Origin of the sequence: Lachnoclostridium edouardi (assembly GCF_900240245.1) — a bacterium.
Taxonomy (GTDB): Bacteria; Bacillota; Clostridia; order Lachnospirales; family Lachnospiraceae; genus Lachnoclostridium_A; species Lachnoclostridium_A edouardi.
Window position 1 is genome coordinate 1,520,706 of the sequence record NZ_OESQ01000001.1, and the last position, 15,572, is coordinate 1,536,277.

Genomic DNA, 15,572 nt, shown 5'->3' on the forward strand with positions numbered 1-15,572 from the left:
AGCAAAATAAATATGACAGAATCATTGTCACCTTACATTATTTTTTACTGCATATCTGCAGCCTGTGCTGGTATTTCTCCTTTGTAGCCATGCCGCCTCTAATATGACGCTCTGATTTGTTAATATCCAGAACTACCCTGGCCCGGGCAGCTAAAGACGGGTTGATGTGCTCTAAACGGTCTGTCACATCTTTATGTACCGTGCTTTTACTGATGCCAAATTTTTTTGCTGTCTGCCTTACTGTAGCATTATAGTCAATAATATAATTGGCGATGGCCTCTGCCCGTTCTGCAATATATTCTTTCATGGGTTTCTCCCCTAAGAAGCTTTTTTACATCTTATTACATCCATGAAAAGATTATGCCAAGACAGGTTATTCTTTCTTATTTAAAAGTCAAAGCCCAGGTGAAAACTACATGGCAGGTTTTAAAAACCGTCTCCATCTGAAAATAGCTGCTTCACAAAGTCGTCTGCAGGCTGTTTGATTATTTTTTCCGGGGTATCCAGCTGGGCAATGCGGCCGTTTTCCATCACCAGCACTCTGGTTCCCAGACGAACAGCTTCCCTGATGTCATGGGTTACAAACATAACAGTTATTTTAAGCTCCTTCTGCAGCCTTAAAAGCTCATCCTGAAGCGCTCTGCGGGTAATGGCATCCACCGCCCCAAAAGGTTCATCCATCAAAAGAATTTCCGGATTTCCTGCCAGGGCCCTGGCAATTCCCACTCTCTGTTTTTGGCCTCCTGACAGCTCAGACGGATATCTTTCTCCGATTTCAGGCTTCAAACCTACGGTTTCCAGAAGACGGGCTACTTCCCTTTTTTCCGTCTCCTTATCCCACTGTCTAGACAGTGAGGGCACGTAAGCAATATTCTTGCTTACAGACATATGAGGAAATAAACCAATACTTTGAATTACATAGCCTATTTTTCTTCTCAAAGCAATCTGGTCTGCCTTTGAAACATTCTGCCCTGCCACAATCACCTCTCCCAAATCCGGTTTAAGCAAAGCATTTACCATTTTAAGAGCTGTAGTCTTTCCGCAGCCCGACCTTCCAATAACTGTTAAAAACTCTCCCTGATTTACTGAAAGGCAGAAATCCTCCAGCACTGTAAGATCGCCATATTTTTTTGTTACATGCCTAAAACAAATGGCCTCTCCTGCCATAAATCTACTCCTCTACTACGCCCTTTTCCACTAAGAACTGGTGAGCCACTTCCTGCTCGTCCCTGCCTTCTACCTCAACCTGATAATTCAGTTCAGCCATTTCCTTATCTGAAAACAAGCCGTCCATTTTCATTAAAGCTTCTTCCAGGCCTGGATATTTTTCTAAGGCGTCCTGTCTTACAACTGTAGAGCACAAATAATTTACTTGAACATTTTTATCATCTTTTAAAGCCTTTACAGCGCCGCTTCCAATCTGAGCGTCTGTAGTATATCCGTTTGTTACGTCAATGTCCCCGTTTGTCAAAGCCTGATATTTTAAGCCTATATCAATGTCCATCACCTTCTTAAATTCCAGCCCATAAGCATCGCATACCATTTTAAATCCGTCTTCTCTTTCCAGGTAATCTGGATTTCCGCCAAATATCAGCTCACCTGCCGCTGCCTCTAAATCAGAGGTATTCTCCAGTCCATATTTATCAGCAGCCTCCTTGCTGGCTACCATGGTGTAGGTATTATTAAAACCGTAAAGCCCCAGCCAGGTCATGTTAAACTTTTCTTCATACTCCTGTTTCAGCTGCTGAAACATTTCTTCATCTGAAGGTTTATCCTGGCTGTGTCCTAGTACCATTACCCAGCCGCTAGAGGTATATTCCGGATAAAGGTCAAACTCCCCTTTTTCCATGGCTGGCTGTATATTAGAAGTTCCGCCGCCGATTCCCTTTGTCACCTCCACCGTATAATCTGTAGAAGATTCAATAACCTCTTTTAATATTTCCCCTAAAATATACTGCTCTGTCATAGGCTTTGTGGCGATGCGCACTGGATCCATATTTTCCCCATTTTCCGCCTCTTCTGTCTTTTCGGCTGTCTCCTGCGCCTCCTGCCTGCTGCCTGCCGCAGTCTCCTGACTTTGCTCTGTGCTTGTCTCACCTTTTCCTCCGCAGGCTACAACAGAAACAGTGACTGCGGCCAGCATCATAAGTCCTATTATTTTCTTTCTCATATATTTAGTCTCCTTTTCTTTTTATAAATATATTCTAATATGCCAAGCAGGGAATCTGAAATCAAAGCCAACGCTGCAATTAACAGTCCCCCTGCAAAGGTCATAGCCGGATTATAAATAGTAATTCCCCGGTAAATGGCTACTCCCAGTCCTCCTGCTCCAATAAAAGAAGCAATACCTCCCACAGAAATGGCCATTACGACCATACTGCGCAGGCCGGTGAGAATGACGCTGACCGCCAGAGGCAGTTTAATCTTCCACAGAATCTGAAATCTGGTGCTTCCCATTCCCTTGGCTGCCTCAATCACATCCTTATCTATAGTTGTCATTCCTGTATATGTGTTCCTCACCATAGGCATAATTGCATAAATTGAAAGGGCTGTCACTGCAGTTTTATTTCCCACGCCCAGAAATGGAATCAGAATTCCCAAAAGTGAAATAGCCGGTATTGTATAACATATATTACAGATTCCTATGACTGCAGGGGCAAATTTCTGAAATTCTGAAATCAGAACTCCCAGAAAAAGCCCTGCGGTTCCCGCTATTAAAATGGCGGTAAAGGACAGCATCAAATGTTCTCCCAGAAGACCTAAAAACCAGTCTCCCCTGTCAATATACAGCTGTATAATTGTTTTGATCAATTCCATTACCTTAAACCTGTCCTTTAAACCATAGTATATTCCAACATTTCATAATCCAGCCGGCTTCCCTCAGAAATATCTTCCGGCAGCAAGGCTCTGGCCACGCATTTTAACTCTGCCTCCTGATGGTTAATATTTTTCAGGAACGCATAATCTCCGTCAATTCTTTCCACTGTATACTCTATTTTTTCAAACATACAAGTTCCTCTCTTTTGTCTGTAAATTTCCTTTTTATGTGCTTTTAATTAAAAAGAAAAACAGGCCCAGGCCGTATAAATCTATACAGTCTGGACGCCCTATTTTCCACGATTTCAGCAGTCAGGCTGTTTCGTCTGCTGCACAAGCTGTTTTCCATTTTCTGTTATGAAATAATTCCCAGCTTTTTCATAGCATAGGCCACTCCGTCCTCCTCCACAGTTTTTGTAACAAAAGCTGCGTACGGTTCAAGTCCTTTATCATGGGCACCCATTAACACATTATTGATCCCATACTGAAACATAGGTAAATCATTCATGCTGTCCCCGAAAACATACGCGTTTTCCAGAGAAATGTGAAACATCTCTAAAACCTGCTTCATTGCCGTAGCTTTAGAATGGCCGTTGGGCACGCACTCCATAAATTGAACATCTCTGAAAATCACCTGAAAGTCAGGAAGCAGATCTGTAAACCTTTTTAAATCGCTGTCATCATTCCACACAGCGCAGAACTTGTTAAACTGGTAGCAGTCCTCAGCCCAGGTATAAGGAGATACCCCATTTAAAACTGCTAAATTTCTTCTTGTCTGCTCTACTGCCTCAAAAGGCGAACTCTGGCTTTGGAAATAACAGGCTTCTGTTCCCTCCAGCCAGCCGTCCATCCGGCATTCTGCAAAGCTTTCCTTTAATCTTCTTGCCCTATCTTTAGGAATTCTATACTCATACACATTTTTTCCCTGCACAAAAATACTGGTGCCGCAGCCGCAGAGAAAACCATCCACCTCCACCAGCTGATTGAGAAAATCCAGAATGCAATACATTCTGCCTGAATTAATAAAAACTAAGTGTCCCTCAGCTCTGGCCTGGTTAAGCGCCTTAACGGCGCTTTCCGGAACCTGGTCTGTGATCTCACTGAGCAATGTTCCATCTACATCGAAAAATAATGCTTTTCTATCCAACTTTATTCATCTCCACGAAATACAATAGTGCCTTTTTCATCATCCATGCTGTCCACAATGGCCAAAGACTCTACTCTGATTCCTGCCTCTCTTAAACGATCTCCGCCTCCCTGGAAGCCCTTTTCTATAATAATTCCAGCGCCCACCAGCTCTGCTCCAGAATCCTTTACCAGATCAATCAGGCCCTCCAAGGCAGCTCCGTTGGCCAGAAAATCATCAATGAGAAGTACCTTATCCCCCTTTCCCAAGAATTCTTTGGCCACAATAATATCGTAAATTCTGCCGTGAGTAAAGGATTCTACTCTGCTGGTGTAAACTTCCCCTGCAATATTTTTAGTTTTCGTCTTTTTAGCAAATAATACCGGCACATTAAAAGACTGGGCGACAACACAGGCAATTCCAATGCCGGAAGCCTCAATCGTAAGAATCTTATTGATCTCTTTATCAGCAAATCTTTTTTTAAACTCTTTTCCGAACTGATCAAAAAGCTGAATGTCCATCTGGTGATTTAAAAAGCTGTCTACCTTCAGCACATTTCCGGCTCCTACCTTTCCATCTTTCCGAATCCTGTCCTTTAATAACTGCATGTTTATCCTCCTGTACTTTGCCCTTTTCTTTTTCTTTATTCCTTCCTTATTCTTCTACTGCATTTTCCTTTAAGTAATTCAAAGCGACCCACTGTATTGCATAAGTGTCAAAAGCATCCTGGCCTACCTGGGCAATCATCGCCTCCGCGTCCTCTGCTCCGTTATCCTCTGCAATAGCGGCCTTATCCTCCTCAGTTACCTGAAGTCCCTCTTTCTCAGCTACTGCTTCCAAAGCCAGCTGAACCTTTATGCTGTTTTCTGACTGCTGCATCAGCATATCCTTAAAGCTGTCCTCGTCCATACCGTACATTCCCAGCAGGTCCTTTAACTCCATTCCGTTTAAAACAGCCACATTTTCCTGTCTGAACAGGCTTTCATCATACAGCTTCTGCACAGAATCTTCAATCCCTGTATACTGAGAATTATTTACAAGGGCCATTAAAATTTCTTCTTCCTTCATAGTCTCTGCCTGAAGCTTTTTCTGATCCTCTAATTGGGTTCTAAGATCAGCCTTCCATTCCTCCACATCAGTAAACATACCGCCTGATACCTTTTCTACAAAGGCCTGGTTTAACTCAGCATCCTTCTTTTCCTGCACCTTGTTCACTGTCACGTCAAAGACTACTGCCTTTCCAGCTAAATCAGAATTCTGATAAGGATCAGGGAATGTAAGATCTAAGCTTAACTCCTGTCCCTTCACAGCGCCAATAAGCCCGTCCTCAAATCCGTCAATAAAGGAACCTGAGCCCAGTTCCAGATCATAGCCTTCTGCCGTTCCGCCCTGGAAAGGCTCTCCCTGGTCCATGCCTACGTAGTCAATATTTACTACATCACCCTCTTTTGCCGGTCTGTCTACTTCCACATACTCAGGATTTGCAGCCAACCTTCCGTCTATTGTCACCTGCAGCTCCTCATCTGTCACCTCTGTATTCTGAGGCGTAACCTTTAACCCCTTATATTCTCCCAGGGTTACTTCCCCCTCTAATATATCCTGTTCTGTCTCCGCCACTGTAGCTGTAGTCTCAGGCTCCTCTGTCTTTTTCTTGCCGCAGCCAGATATGAGCATCACCGCAGCCAGACTGCACACAGCTGCTTTCACAAATTTTTTCATAAAATCTCCTTCCACTTTTTCGCAGACCAACTGCAAAAATCCTCTGATTTTTCTGTTTTAGTAGTTATACCATATAAATATAACAAAAAAAAGTCTTTACAAATAAATTCTCTAAAAACCTTTTTTCATTATTCTGCTTCATAAAATGCCTGAAATGCCAAAAATGTATGGTATATATCCAGCTTAGAGGCCAGTTCAAAAGGAGAATGCATAGATAAAATAGGCACTCCCAAGTCTACTACTTCAATATTTAATCCGGCAATATATTTGGCTACTGTTCCGCCGCCGCCTGCATCTACGGCTCCCAGCTCTCCGATTTGCCAGCATACCCCATTTTTATCCATAATACCAATGATTTTTGCCATCAGCTCTGCGCTGGCATCATTAGAGGCAGACTTTCCCCTGGCCCCTGTGTATTTGGTCAGCACGCAGCCCTTATTTAAATAACAGGAATTATTTCCCTCATATACTCCTGAAAAGGTAGGGTCAAAGGCAGCGTTTACATCAGAGGAGAGACAGATAGAATTCGCCACCACCTGTTTTACATCACACCCTTCCGTCTGGGCTAAATACTCAATAAAATGGCCTAAATAATCAGAGTTCAAGCCTGTATTGCCGTCTGAACCAATTTCCTCTTTATCTGTTAAAACTGTTACTGTGGTGTAAACAGGATTCTTCACCTGAATTTCCGCCTGCAGGGCTGTATAAGCGCACACTCTGTCGTCCTGACCATAGGCGCCGATCATGCTTCTGTCAAAACCAACATCCTTAGCTTTAAATGCAGGCACCATTTCAATTTCAGCTCTGAGGAAATCTTTTTCTGTAATCCCGTACATTTGATTCAGAATATCCAGCACCTTCAGCTTAACTGCATCTTTTACATCATCATCTAAATAAGGATAGGAGCCGATTACAATATTTAATTCTTCTCCTTTCAATCCATCCCTAAGCTTTCTCTCATTCTGCTCTGCTGAAAGGTGGGGAAGCAGATCTGTAACGCAGAATACTGGATCATCTTCTTTCTCTCCTATGGAAATCACCGCCTTATCCCCGTTTTCCATATAAATTACTCCGTGAAAAGCAAGGGGAATGGTGCCCCACTGGTACTTTCTGATTCCGCCGTAATAATGAGTTTTAAAATAAGCAATTTCATTTTTCTCATAAAGAGGAAAGGGCTTTAAGTCAAGACGGGGAGAATCTATATGCGCCACGTTAATTCTCAGTCCGTCCCCTGTTTTCTTCTGCCCAAATGTAGCTGCAATTAAAGCCTTTCCACGATTTACATAATATACTTTATCCCCAGGCGCATACTTCTTGCCTGCCTCATAAGGCACATATCCTGCCTCCTGAAGCATTCTTACAGAAATCTCTGCGCATTCTCTCTCTGTTTTTCCATTATCTAAGAATGTTTTGTACTCCCTGCAGAAGTTTTCCGCCTCTTCTCTATGCTCCGGATACTTTTTCCCAATATTAGGAAAACTCCATGTTAATTCCTTCATACGATCTTTTCCGCTGGTCTGTTCCATTTTATCGCCCTCCATTGTTGTTTTATATTTTTATTGTCTTGTTACATTGTATCACTATCCAGCATCAGAGTAAACGGGCCGTCGTTTAGAAGCTCTACCTTCATATCAGCCCCAAATTCTCCCGTTTCCACCTTATCCGCAAAGTTTCTGCACTGCTTTGCCACATATTGATACAGCTCATTTGCCAAATCAGGCGCTCCGGCTCTTATAAAGCTGGGCCTGTTTCCCTTTTTGCAGTCTGCATAAAGAGTAAACTGGCTGACTACTAAAATTTCTCCTCCTACGTCTGCAAGGGATAAATTAGTTTTTCCATTTTCATCTTCAAAAATTCTCAGCTTGCAAATCTTATTTACCATTTTATCTGCAATTTCTTTTGTATCGCTGTCAGCCACGCCTACCAGCAAAAGAAAGCCTTTTCCAATTTCACCTATAGCTCTTCCTTCTACTTTTACGCAGGCTCTTTCCACTCTCTGAAGCACAATTCTCATAATTTCCTCCTGATTTATCTTAACAGTACTTTCAGACAATCCGCCACAGAATCCAAGCTATCTCCTGCATATATAATCTCCTTAGCCAGCTGAGGTTTGTCTGTAATTACATTGTCAACGCCTAAAAGCTTCATCCTGTCTATTTCATTTCTGGTATTTACCGTCCACACATGAATTCCTTTTCCCGCCTCATGCACCTGGCTTACCAGCTTGTGATTTACAAAGCTGGAGCGGATGCTGATTAAATCTAAGGCCTCGTTAGAATAGTAATTCCCAAATGCGGCGGAAATAATATACCCTGTGATAATATTAGGGTCTGCCTCTTTTATTCTCTCTAAATATGTTAAACTGGTGGATGTAACAATACACTGCTCATACATATCAAATTCCTGTATCAGCTCCGCCACCTTTTCCGGAAGGCTGCTTTTTGCACCCTCATTTTTTATTTCTATATTAAGGTTAATTTTTCCCTTTGCATAGTCCATTACCTGAGGCAGATCAGGAATTTTCTCTCCCTCATATTCAGGGGAAAACCACCGGCCTACATCCAGCTGTTTTACTTGCTCCCAGGCCAGGTTTTGAATTCTTAAAGCTTCCCCCGCCGTCCTTTTTAGGTTTTTGTCATGGCTGAGAACAATATATCCATCTGCAGTCATCTGCACATCAATTTCCACAAAATCCGCCATGTCCTCCACAGCTGCTTCCACTGCCGCCATAGTATTTTCAGGCGCCCTTTCAGAGCTTCCTCTGTGGGCGGTGACAGAAATTTCCTCCAGCACGTCCGCCCCGATTCCTATGCCGTTTCTAACTGCGTCATATGTGAGAAATACGCTGATTCCCCCTGCCATAAAAAGAGCCAAAACCAGCTTTCTCTTTTTAAAGCTTTCCTGTAGCCCGAAAGAAAAATCCCAGTGCTTTCTTTGGTCCAGGCTGCTGTTCAGCTGATAATACATCACAGTAGTGACCCCGTATATTCCTATGGACATACAAATACTGCCTGCAATTAAAAATAAAGGTTCTACCTTGTTTCTGGCCTCTATAAATAAAGCGCCGGTTACTCCCTCTGTCTGCAGCGCCATTACTAAAAAGGCAGCTCCTGTCATAACCAGCACATACAGTAAGCTAACTGTTCCAATAATGCCTATATACACTGCCGCCGGAAGCGCTGTAAGTTTCAAACGGCCTTTTACCAGCTGCCTGCTTTTTTCATAGCTGGCGTCAAAGCTTTTTTGTTCAATCATACAGCCCTGGACAGTAAAAATACCGGCCCAGCACAGCACCACGCAGCCTGCAATAAAAAGAAGCATTCCATACCGCCCCGGCACAGACCCAAACAGCTCCTTCATAATAAAGCTGACAGGCCTCATATGGCTGAATAAGCGGTACAGAAAAAACATATTAAATAGAAAGTACTGGATAAAAACCATTAAAAACAGCTTCCAGTTTCTTTTTTCCACCTCTTCCTTCAGCTGTACCAAACCTGCCTCAAAGATTAATAAAGCGCTTAGCTTCCGGTGATAGGCCGCCGCCTGAAATGCGCCTGACAGTCCTGCCGCTTCTATCATTAATAATATAAAGGCCGCTGCCATAAGACCTGCCAGACATATAAATGTCCAGGGTTTTGCCAAATAATCCACTATATTTTCATTTGTAATATAACTATATCCAGCCCTGTCCAGGGAGAAGTGAACGGCCCTGTCCAAAAGCTGCAGATAAATCGGCAGGGAAATCATTCTGTATATTAGTTCAAAAAGAACTATATTTCCTCCCTCCAGCCGAATTACCTGAAAAGTCTCTTTCAGACATTTATTCATATTTATCCTCAAAGTATAGGAAGCATTCTTTATGGTACGAAAAAGACTGCTGCAAAACTCATAGTCCTGTTTTTGCAACAGCCCCCTTCCTAATCTTCCTGCTGTTCTGCAATATTATTTTTACTATAACTTAAAATTCTTTCATTTAAAGAAAACATTTTAGCATCCAGCATATCCACCATATCTGCACAGTCCTTCAGCTCCTGCTGCAGATTATCAGGCGCGTCGCCTTCAAACTTATAATAAATCTTATGCTCCAGACTGGCCCAAAAATCCATTGCCACTGTGCGGATCTGTATCTCCACCTTTGTCTCTACCGGGCCTGAAGTAAGATAAATGGGAATAGTCACCACCATATGATAGCTTCTGTATCCGTTGGGCTTTGGATTTTTAATATAATCCTTAATATATAATACTGTAATATCCTTTTGGCGTTCAATCATGTCTACAATCTGATAAATATCTGAACGAAATGAACAGATAATTCTGATTCCTGCAATATCGCTCAGCTTCTCAATCATACTGTCAATCGTCACGTCATATCCAGACCGCTTTAACTTTTTAACAATGCTTTCTGGCGTCTTCAACCGGGATTTTACGTGTTCTATAGGATTATACTTGTTAATCTGGACGAATTCATTATTGATAATTTCAATTTTTGTATTGATTGCCTTTAATGCGGAATCGTATAAAAACATTATGGAACGCCATTGGTCTATTTGGTTATTCTTGGGGATACTTGCCATACCTTCCCCTCCTTCTGGCTGATTCCTTGTAATTTAAAATTTAAGTCCCTTGAGAAGAGCGCCAAGACCTGTAGTCGCCTCCCCTTTTTCTTTGTATTCAACGTGAACCGGCTCTTCCTTCTCCTCCGGCTCCAGCGCTCTCATGCTTAAACTTACCTTGCCGTCTGTCAGTGAAATAATCTTAGCAGTAACCTTCTGTCCCTCCTGAAGCACAACTCCCGGATGTTTAATTCTCTGATTGCTGATCTGGGAAATATGAATCAGACCGGACAGTCCATTCTCCAGGTTTACAAAAGCGCCGTAAGGCTTTAAGCTGTCAACAGTTCCATCTACAATATCGCCTACATGGCAGGCAGCCATCTTAGCATTTCTTTCTTCTTCTCTTTTCATTTTCTGAACTTCTCTGCCGGAAAGAACCAGCTTTTTCGCCTCAGGATCAGCAGTAATTACAACTGTCTCTAAAGACTTTCCTACCATGTCCTCCAGCTTCTCTACATATTCTGTAGAAATCTGGGAAGCAGGAATAAATGCTCTCAGCTCCTCCAAATATGTTACAACTCCGCCCTTTACTGCTTCTTTCACCTTTACCTTCACAACAGTTTTTTCATCCATCATCTGTTTTACAGACTGCCATTTTTCTGCATCTGGATTCTCGTCCTCTTCATAAGACGGTTTGTTCTGCTCTAACGCCTTATAAGAAGCCTCTAATTCTGCTGCATAATCTTCCATGCTTTCTGCCGCTCCCTGTACTTCTTCTGTCTCTGTCTGCACATTTTTAATTTCTTCCATAAATACGTTCTCCTTCTTAAAGCATTCTTTAATACTTTAATTTATCATATTCTCCATAATATTTCTATACCTTTTATGTAAAATTTACTTAATGTTTACACATACCGCCATGTTTTTCAGGAAACATTTACACAAAAACTATTATATGGCATAAAGTGGAAAAATATTACTATTTTAATATCTTGACATTTTACAAACATTTCACTATACTAAATATAGTAACTATTACTATTACCATTTATTTTGTAAAGGAGCCGCTATGAAGAGATTAAAATACAGCCGTCAGAGGGAATCTATTAAATCCTGTCTGATGTCTCGCCATGACCATCCCACAGCAGACGCCTTATACATGAGTATCCATGAAGAATTTCCAAATATCAGTCTGGGAACTGTTTACCGCAATTTAAATCTGCTTGTAGAAATGGGAGAAATCAGAAAATTAAGCTGCGGCGACAGCGCCGAGCATTTTGACGGCGACATTTCCCCTCACTACCATTTTGTTTGTCGTTCCTGCGGCGCTGTTTCAGATCTTCCTATGGAAATATCTTCCACCCTAAATGATATGGCATCCCAACACACGAAAGGACATATTGAAAACCACACTACTTATTTTTATGGAACATGTGAAGAATGTCTGAAAAAAACACAAAAAGAAATTTCATAAATAACTATTGACATAATGATTTAGTTGTGTTAAATTAATATTAGTAATCATTACTATTATTAAGTGATGAAACTATAAATATAATTTATTATATGTAAAGGAGAGATAAGCTATGAAGAAATGGGTTTGTACAGTATGTGGTTATGTTCACGAGGGAGAGACAGCTCCTGACGTATGTCCAGTATGTAAAGCGCCAGCAGATAAATTCAAAGAGCAGTCTGGTGAGAAAACTTGGGCTGCAGAGCACGTAGTAGGCGTTGCTCAGGGCGTAAGCGAAGATATTTTAATGGATTTAAGAGCTAACTTTGAGGGAGAATGTTCTGAGGTTGGTATGTATTTAGCTATGGCTAGAGTTGCTCACAGAGAAGGATATCCAGAGATTGGATTATACTGGGAGAAAGCAGCTTACGAAGAGGCTGAACATGCAGCTAAATTTGCTGAACTGTTAGGCGAAGTTGTAACAGACAGCACAAAGAAGAACTTAGAGATGAGAGTTGACGCTGAGAACGGTGCTACTGCCGGTAAGTTCGACCTGGCTAAGAGAGCAAAAGCTGCTAACTTAGACGCAATCCATGACACCGTACATGAGATGGCAAGAGATGAGGCTAGACATGGCAAGGCATTTGAGGGTCTGCTCAAGAGATATTTTGGTTAAGAAATACAAGGATTTTTGAAGTATGAGAGGATAGGCTTTATAGCCTGTCCTCTTTTTTCAAGTGGAAGAAAAGTGTACTTTTCTTTTTCTACAATCTTTATTTTCCCTATAAAGTGTACTTTCTGCAAAGTGTACTTTTTTACACCCCTATTCTACCGTTTTTATCCCCTGTTTACAAGCGTTTCTTTTCATCAACCTGTCAGCAATTCCTTAACAACTTTATACAACTATCAACAATTTTTAAAAAGTAATTGCAGAATCGGAACAACTTTTATTATGTTATGCGGCAGCCGCCGCCCCTTGCGCCCTCTGCCTAGTCTTTTTCCTCTACCCCTGTTCAGACGGACTTTTTTTATTTTATTACAAAAATTTGATAAAATATATATAAGAAAAAGAAATACAAAAGGCGACAATCCACAGGCGGCAAATAGCTTTAAATGCCTGCTGCCGCATAAAGCATAACAAGAGGAAAGGAAAACGAATGTCCGTACCAAATCAGAATATTATTATAATCCACAAGGAATATCCCCAAAAAAATTTTTTGCAGATAAAAAATGAAAACTGGCATAATATGTTGAAACAGACAAAACAAGACTATCCTGCTCTTGCCTTATATCTATATCTTGCTTCTAATATGGATAATTACAGATTAGAATTATCCCCACAGGCGATTGAAAACGCTATCGGTATGCCACGAAGCACATATTATAAAAAAGTGAAGATTTTAAAAGACAATGGATATATAATAGAGAAACAGGGAAATATATTAGAATTTTATGAAGTGCCACAAGAGCATAACAATTTGAAAAGCGGTCTCCCACAGGAACAACAAAATCTCTCCAAGAAACAGCAAAATCCACAGCAGAGACAAGACGATTTACCGCAGAAACAAAATCTTCCCCAACAGAATATAGAAATAGATAATAAATACACAGATAATATAGATAACAGAAATAATACAGATACAACCACCAATAGCAGGGAAATAAACGCATTTATATTTTAAGGAGTGCACAGCATGGAAAAGGGTATTTCAGACAGCAAAAGATTATCCCTCATATATTTGCAGGAATTATTTTTACAGAAAACAGACGAGACGCATTTTTTGAAAATGCCACAGATACTTGCATTTCTGGAAAAGAAAGATATTTTTATAGACCGCAGAACCGTATATACATATTTTAAATTGTTAAACTATACAGGTTTTGACATTGTTTCTGTCAGAGAAAAAGGGGATTGCAAATATCATCACCCACAAAGAATATTTGATATAACAGAATTGAAATTTTTGATTGATTCTATTGCCGCTTCTAAGTTTTTAACGGAGAAGAAGTCAAAAGAATTGATTGACAAAGTAAAATCTTTAGCAAGCGATTATGACAACGTCGCTTTAAATCGCAGCGTTTTATTAGGGAATCGAGTAAAAAGCATAAACAACACTGTATTAGAAAACCTTGATTCTATCTATGCCGCAATAGCGGACAACAGCAAAATCACATTTCAATATATGCGCTGGAATCCACAGCGTAAACTGGAATATCAGAAAGGCGGCAAACTGTACAGCGTCAGCCCCTATGCAGTATCTTTAAATGCAGATAACTATTATCTGATTGCCTATGACAATGCAGCGGAGCTTTTGAAGCACTATCGTATTGATAAGATGAAAAATATTAACCTGCTGCACGAAGCAAGAGAGGGAAAGAAAATTTTCAAATCGTTTAATCCTGTTGATTATACCTTAAAAACTTTTGGTATGTATGGCGGCAGAGAGGAAACGGTTAGTATAGAATGTTCCAACTCCCTTGTAGGCGTTTTCATTGACAGGTTCGGCTATGCCGCACATTTAAGACCAGATTTTGACAATGCCGATAAAACGATTGTAAGAATCTCTGTCAATGTAAGCCCTCAATTTTACGCATGGTTATTCGCTCTTAGCACAAGCGTAAAAATTCTTTCCCCAGATTCCGTAATAAATGAGTTTATCGCTATGACCGATTCTGTATTGAAAAATTATCGAAATTAACCGACTTTTTCGTTTTTTCCGTAATTTCAAAATAATATCTGTACCGCTATTCCCTTTCTGAAATTCAAAAATACTTTTGGAGAGGGAATAGACCTAACGACAAGGGAAACGGAGATTCGCATTTCTGGATTCCCAGAATATAGCCCCGCCCCTCTGCCGATTCGTCCTAGTTCATGCAGCTTCTGGCTCTGTCAAATTGACTGTTTCTGCCGCTGCTTTAGGTGCGGCTGCCGCTATCATTTCTCTATGGTTTGGATAATAGGTAAGAAACCATTCCCTCACATATTTGTAAACTGTACCGTTTTCATAACCATAGTTTTCATAGTGTAAAATAGTTTTCTCAAAACTAACGAGGTTCGCACTGTCCATAACAGAGATAAACTTTCTCATGTACTTGTATGTAAGACCTTTATAGCCGCTCTCACGCCCTCCTGCTCTTGTGCTTCTAAGGACAACCCTCATAGTAGGATTATCCATTTTCGCTAATTGCAGACTTGTGTATTCCTCTGAATTGATGTCTGCTGCCGCTTCAATAAAACTTCTTGTTACAATAATGCTGTTTGTAATAAAATCAATCTTCATTCCCTGCATGGTTAGAGTCTCCTTTAAACGTTATATTTTTAAGCTGCTTCTTTTGTAGCTGTTTCTTTGGAAAGTTCTTCTAATTCTGTCGTGTAAATATTCTTGTACTTATCAAGAAACCACTTCTTCACTGTCGCATACTTTCCCTTTTTTCCCTCCTGCAATTTCAGAATTTTTTCAAACAATTCCTGTTCTTCCTTGTCTCTGTTGGCTGTAATAAAGCGTTTCATTTCCTCAATGCTTAAACCTTTGTATGTAACTTTGTTTTCCTTTTTCTCAATGGGCTTTATCGTAATCTTAAAATCTGGAAAATCTTTTCTCAATGCAAGCATAGTCTTGTATGCGTCAGAATCAATAACGCCTGCTGCCTTGCTGAATCTTTTTGTGATGATAATTTCTCTTGTTACAAAGTTGATTGCATATCCTTTTGTGTTGTTCATAGTTGTTATTCTCCTTTTGTTTTCGTTCTGTTTTCTATGTGTTTATTCTACAATATTAGCTGTACAAAAATTTTGACTTTGATTGAATTTCTTCCTATTTGTAATGTTTCTAATTTGTACCAAAATAAACCTATTGAAATTTGTACCAAAATTGTTGACAAAACCGCTTTTTCATGATAAGAT

General features: G+C 40.6%; 19 protein-coding genes. 4 read left to right on the plus strand and 15 right to left on the minus strand.

What is annotated here, in order from left to right:
- Positions 1–37: 37 nt before the first annotated feature.
- The 13 genes from spoIIID to C1A07_RS07135 all read right to left on the minus strand — a co-directional run bounded on the left by spoIIID (position 38) and on the right by C1A07_RS07135 (position 11,025).
- Complete coding sequence (gene spoIIID / locus C1A07_RS07075; protein ID WP_101876486.1) at positions 38–307, minus strand: sporulation transcriptional regulator SpoIIID; 270 nt, start codon at positions 305–307, stop codon at positions 38–40.
- Between the two features lie 119 nt (positions 308–426).
- On the minus strand, positions 427–1,167 hold the full coding sequence (locus tag C1A07_RS07080) for an ABC transporter ATP-binding protein (protein ID WP_101876487.1): 741 nt from the start codon (positions 1,165–1,167) through the stop codon (positions 427–429).
- Between the two features lie 4 nt (positions 1,168–1,171).
- Positions 1,172–2,170, minus strand: coding sequence for a glycine betaine ABC transporter substrate-binding protein (locus C1A07_RS07085; RefSeq protein WP_101876488.1), 999 nt, complete (start codon positions 2,168–2,170; stop codon positions 1,172–1,174).
- Positions 2,167–2,817 (minus strand): ABC transporter permease, encoded by a 651-nt coding sequence (locus C1A07_RS07090; RefSeq protein WP_180952202.1) that lies wholly within the window; start codon positions 2,815–2,817, stop codon positions 2,167–2,169. The genes C1A07_RS07085 and C1A07_RS07090 overlap by 4 nt, the downstream gene beginning before the upstream one ends.
- Before the next feature lie 17 nt (positions 2,818–2,834).
- Positions 2,835–3,008, minus strand: coding sequence for a chorismate--pyruvate lyase (locus C1A07_RS07095; protein ID WP_101876489.1), 174 nt, complete (start codon positions 3,006–3,008; stop codon positions 2,835–2,837).
- Between the two features lie 164 nt (positions 3,009–3,172).
- Positions 3,173–3,964, minus strand: a complete 792-nt coding sequence (locus tag C1A07_RS07100) for an HAD family hydrolase (protein ID WP_180952203.1) — start codon at positions 3,962–3,964, stop codon at positions 3,173–3,175.
- Positions 3,965–3,966: 2 nt separating this feature from the next.
- Positions 3,967–4,551 (minus strand): xanthine phosphoribosyltransferase, encoded by a 585-nt coding sequence (locus C1A07_RS07105; RefSeq protein WP_101876491.1) that lies wholly within the window; start codon positions 4,549–4,551, stop codon positions 3,967–3,969.
- A gap of 46 nt (positions 4,552–4,597) precedes the next feature.
- A complete protein-coding gene (gene tig / locus C1A07_RS07110) occupies positions 4,598–5,662 on the minus strand; it encodes a trigger factor (RefSeq protein ID WP_101876492.1) in 1,065 nt (354 codons plus the stop codon).
- Between the two features lie 128 nt (positions 5,663–5,790).
- Positions 5,791–7,188 (minus strand): aminopeptidase, encoded by a 1,398-nt coding sequence (locus C1A07_RS07115; RefSeq protein ID WP_101876493.1) that lies wholly within the window; start codon positions 7,186–7,188, stop codon positions 5,791–5,793.
- A 41-nt stretch (positions 7,189–7,229) separates the two neighbouring features.
- Entirely contained in the window at positions 7,230–7,676 is a 447-nt protein-coding gene (gene dtd, locus C1A07_RS07120; RefSeq protein ID WP_101876494.1) for a D-aminoacyl-tRNA deacylase, read from the minus strand.
- 14 nt (positions 7,677–7,690) lie between these two features.
- Complete coding sequence (locus C1A07_RS07125; RefSeq protein WP_145996042.1) at positions 7,691–9,490, minus strand: glycerophosphodiester phosphodiesterase family protein; 1,800 nt, start codon at positions 9,488–9,490, stop codon at positions 7,691–7,693.
- Positions 9,491–9,579: 89 nt separating this feature from the next.
- Entirely contained in the window at positions 9,580–10,236 is a 657-nt protein-coding gene (locus C1A07_RS07130; RefSeq protein ID WP_101876496.1) for a GTP pyrophosphokinase, read from the minus strand.
- Between the two features lie 33 nt (positions 10,237–10,269).
- Positions 10,270–11,025 carry a S1 RNA-binding domain-containing protein gene (locus tag C1A07_RS07135; protein WP_101876497.1) on the minus strand — a complete coding sequence of 252 codons (756 nt, stop codon included), beginning with the start codon at positions 11,023–11,025 and terminating at the stop codon, positions 10,270–10,272.
- A 259-nt stretch (positions 11,026–11,284) separates the two neighbouring features.
- Here C1A07_RS07135 and C1A07_RS07140 point away from each other — a divergent pair, with 259 nt between their 5' ends.
- From C1A07_RS07140 to C1A07_RS07155, 4 genes are all read left to right on the plus strand, one after another.
- Entirely contained in the window at positions 11,285–11,689 is a 405-nt protein-coding gene (locus C1A07_RS07140) for a Fur family transcriptional regulator (protein WP_101876498.1), read from the plus strand.
- Between the two features lie 112 nt (positions 11,690–11,801).
- A complete protein-coding gene (locus C1A07_RS07145; RefSeq protein WP_101876499.1) occupies positions 11,802–12,344 on the plus strand; it encodes an NADH peroxidase in 543 nt (180 codons plus the stop codon).
- A 481-nt stretch (positions 12,345–12,825) separates the two neighbouring features.
- Positions 12,826–13,350, plus strand: coding sequence for a hypothetical protein (locus C1A07_RS07150; RefSeq protein WP_101876500.1), 525 nt, complete (start codon positions 12,826–12,828; stop codon positions 13,348–13,350).
- A gap of 12 nt (positions 13,351–13,362) precedes the next feature.
- Positions 13,363–14,367 (plus strand): helix-turn-helix transcriptional regulator, encoded by a 1,005-nt coding sequence (locus tag C1A07_RS07155; RefSeq protein WP_101876501.1) that lies wholly within the window; start codon positions 13,363–13,365, stop codon positions 14,365–14,367.
- A gap of 171 nt (positions 14,368–14,538) precedes the next feature.
- Here the strand turns inward: C1A07_RS07155 and C1A07_RS07160 are convergent, their stop codons facing one another.
- Complete coding sequence (locus tag C1A07_RS07160) at positions 14,539–14,958, minus strand: hypothetical protein (protein WP_101876502.1); 420 nt, start codon at positions 14,956–14,958, stop codon at positions 14,539–14,541.
- 29 nt (positions 14,959–14,987) lie between these two features.
- The gene (locus C1A07_RS07165; RefSeq protein WP_101876503.1) at positions 14,988–15,389 is read right to left on the minus strand and encodes a hypothetical protein; all 402 of its coding nucleotides are present in this window, start codon (positions 15,387–15,389) and stop codon (positions 14,988–14,990) included.
- Positions 15,390–15,572 lie beyond the last annotated feature (183 nt).

Bases quoted from the DNA above. Each gene is read 5' to 3' on its own strand.
- tig (WP_101876492.1), bottom strand. From the start codon at position 5,662: ATGAAAAAATTTGTGAAAGCAGCTGTGTGCAGTCTGGCTGCGGTGATG.
- C1A07_RS07140 (WP_101876498.1), top strand. From the start codon at position 11,285: ATGAAGAGATTAAAATACAGCCGTCAGAGGGAATCTATTAAATCCTGT.
- C1A07_RS07145 (WP_101876499.1), top strand. From the start codon at position 11,802: ATGAAGAAATGGGTTTGTACAGTATGTGGTTATGTTCACGAGGGAGAG.
- C1A07_RS07135 (WP_101876497.1), bottom strand. From the start codon at position 11,025: ATGGAAGAAATTAAAAATGTGCAGACAGAGACAGAAGAAGTACAGGGA.
- C1A07_RS07125 (WP_145996042.1), bottom strand. From the start codon at position 9,490: ATGAATAAATGTCTGAAAGAGACTTTTCAGGTAATTCGGCTGGAGGGA.
- C1A07_RS07160 (WP_101876502.1), bottom strand. From the start codon at position 14,958: ATGCAGGGAATGAAGATTGATTTTATTACAAACAGCATTATTGTAACA.
- C1A07_RS07095 (WP_101876489.1), bottom strand. From the start codon at position 3,008: ATGTTTGAAAAAATAGAGTATACAGTGGAAAGAATTGACGGAGATTAT.
- C1A07_RS07080 (WP_101876487.1), bottom strand. From the start codon at position 1,167: ATGGCAGGAGAGGCCATTTGTTTTAGGCATGTAACAAAAAAATATGGC.
- dtd (WP_101876494.1), bottom strand. From the start codon at position 7,676: ATGAGAATTGTGCTTCAGAGAGTGGAAAGAGCCTGCGTAAAAGTAGAA.
- C1A07_RS07115 (WP_101876493.1), bottom strand. From the start codon at position 7,188: ATGGAACAGACCAGCGGAAAAGATCGTATGAAGGAATTAACATGGAGT.
- C1A07_RS07085 (WP_101876488.1), bottom strand. From the start codon at position 2,170: ATGAGAAAGAAAATAATAGGACTTATGATGCTGGCCGCAGTCACTGTT.
- C1A07_RS07165 (WP_101876503.1), bottom strand. From the start codon at position 15,389: ATGAACAACACAAAAGGATATGCAATCAACTTTGTAACAAGAGAAATT.
- C1A07_RS07155 (WP_101876501.1), top strand. From the start codon at position 13,363: ATGGAAAAGGGTATTTCAGACAGCAAAAGATTATCCCTCATATATTTG.
- C1A07_RS07150 (WP_101876500.1), top strand. From the start codon at position 12,826: ATGTCCGTACCAAATCAGAATATTATTATAATCCACAAGGAATATCCC.
- spoIIID (WP_101876486.1), bottom strand. From the start codon at position 307: ATGAAAGAATATATTGCAGAACGGGCAGAGGCCATCGCCAATTATATT.
- C1A07_RS07105 (WP_101876491.1), bottom strand. From the start codon at position 4,551: ATGCAGTTATTAAAGGACAGGATTCGGAAAGATGGAAAGGTAGGAGCC.
- C1A07_RS07090 (WP_180952202.1), bottom strand. From the start codon at position 2,817: ATGGAATTGATCAAAACAATTATACAGCTGTATATTGACAGGGGAGAC.
- C1A07_RS07130 (WP_101876496.1), bottom strand. From the start codon at position 10,236: ATGGCAAGTATCCCCAAGAATAACCAAATAGACCAATGGCGTTCCATA.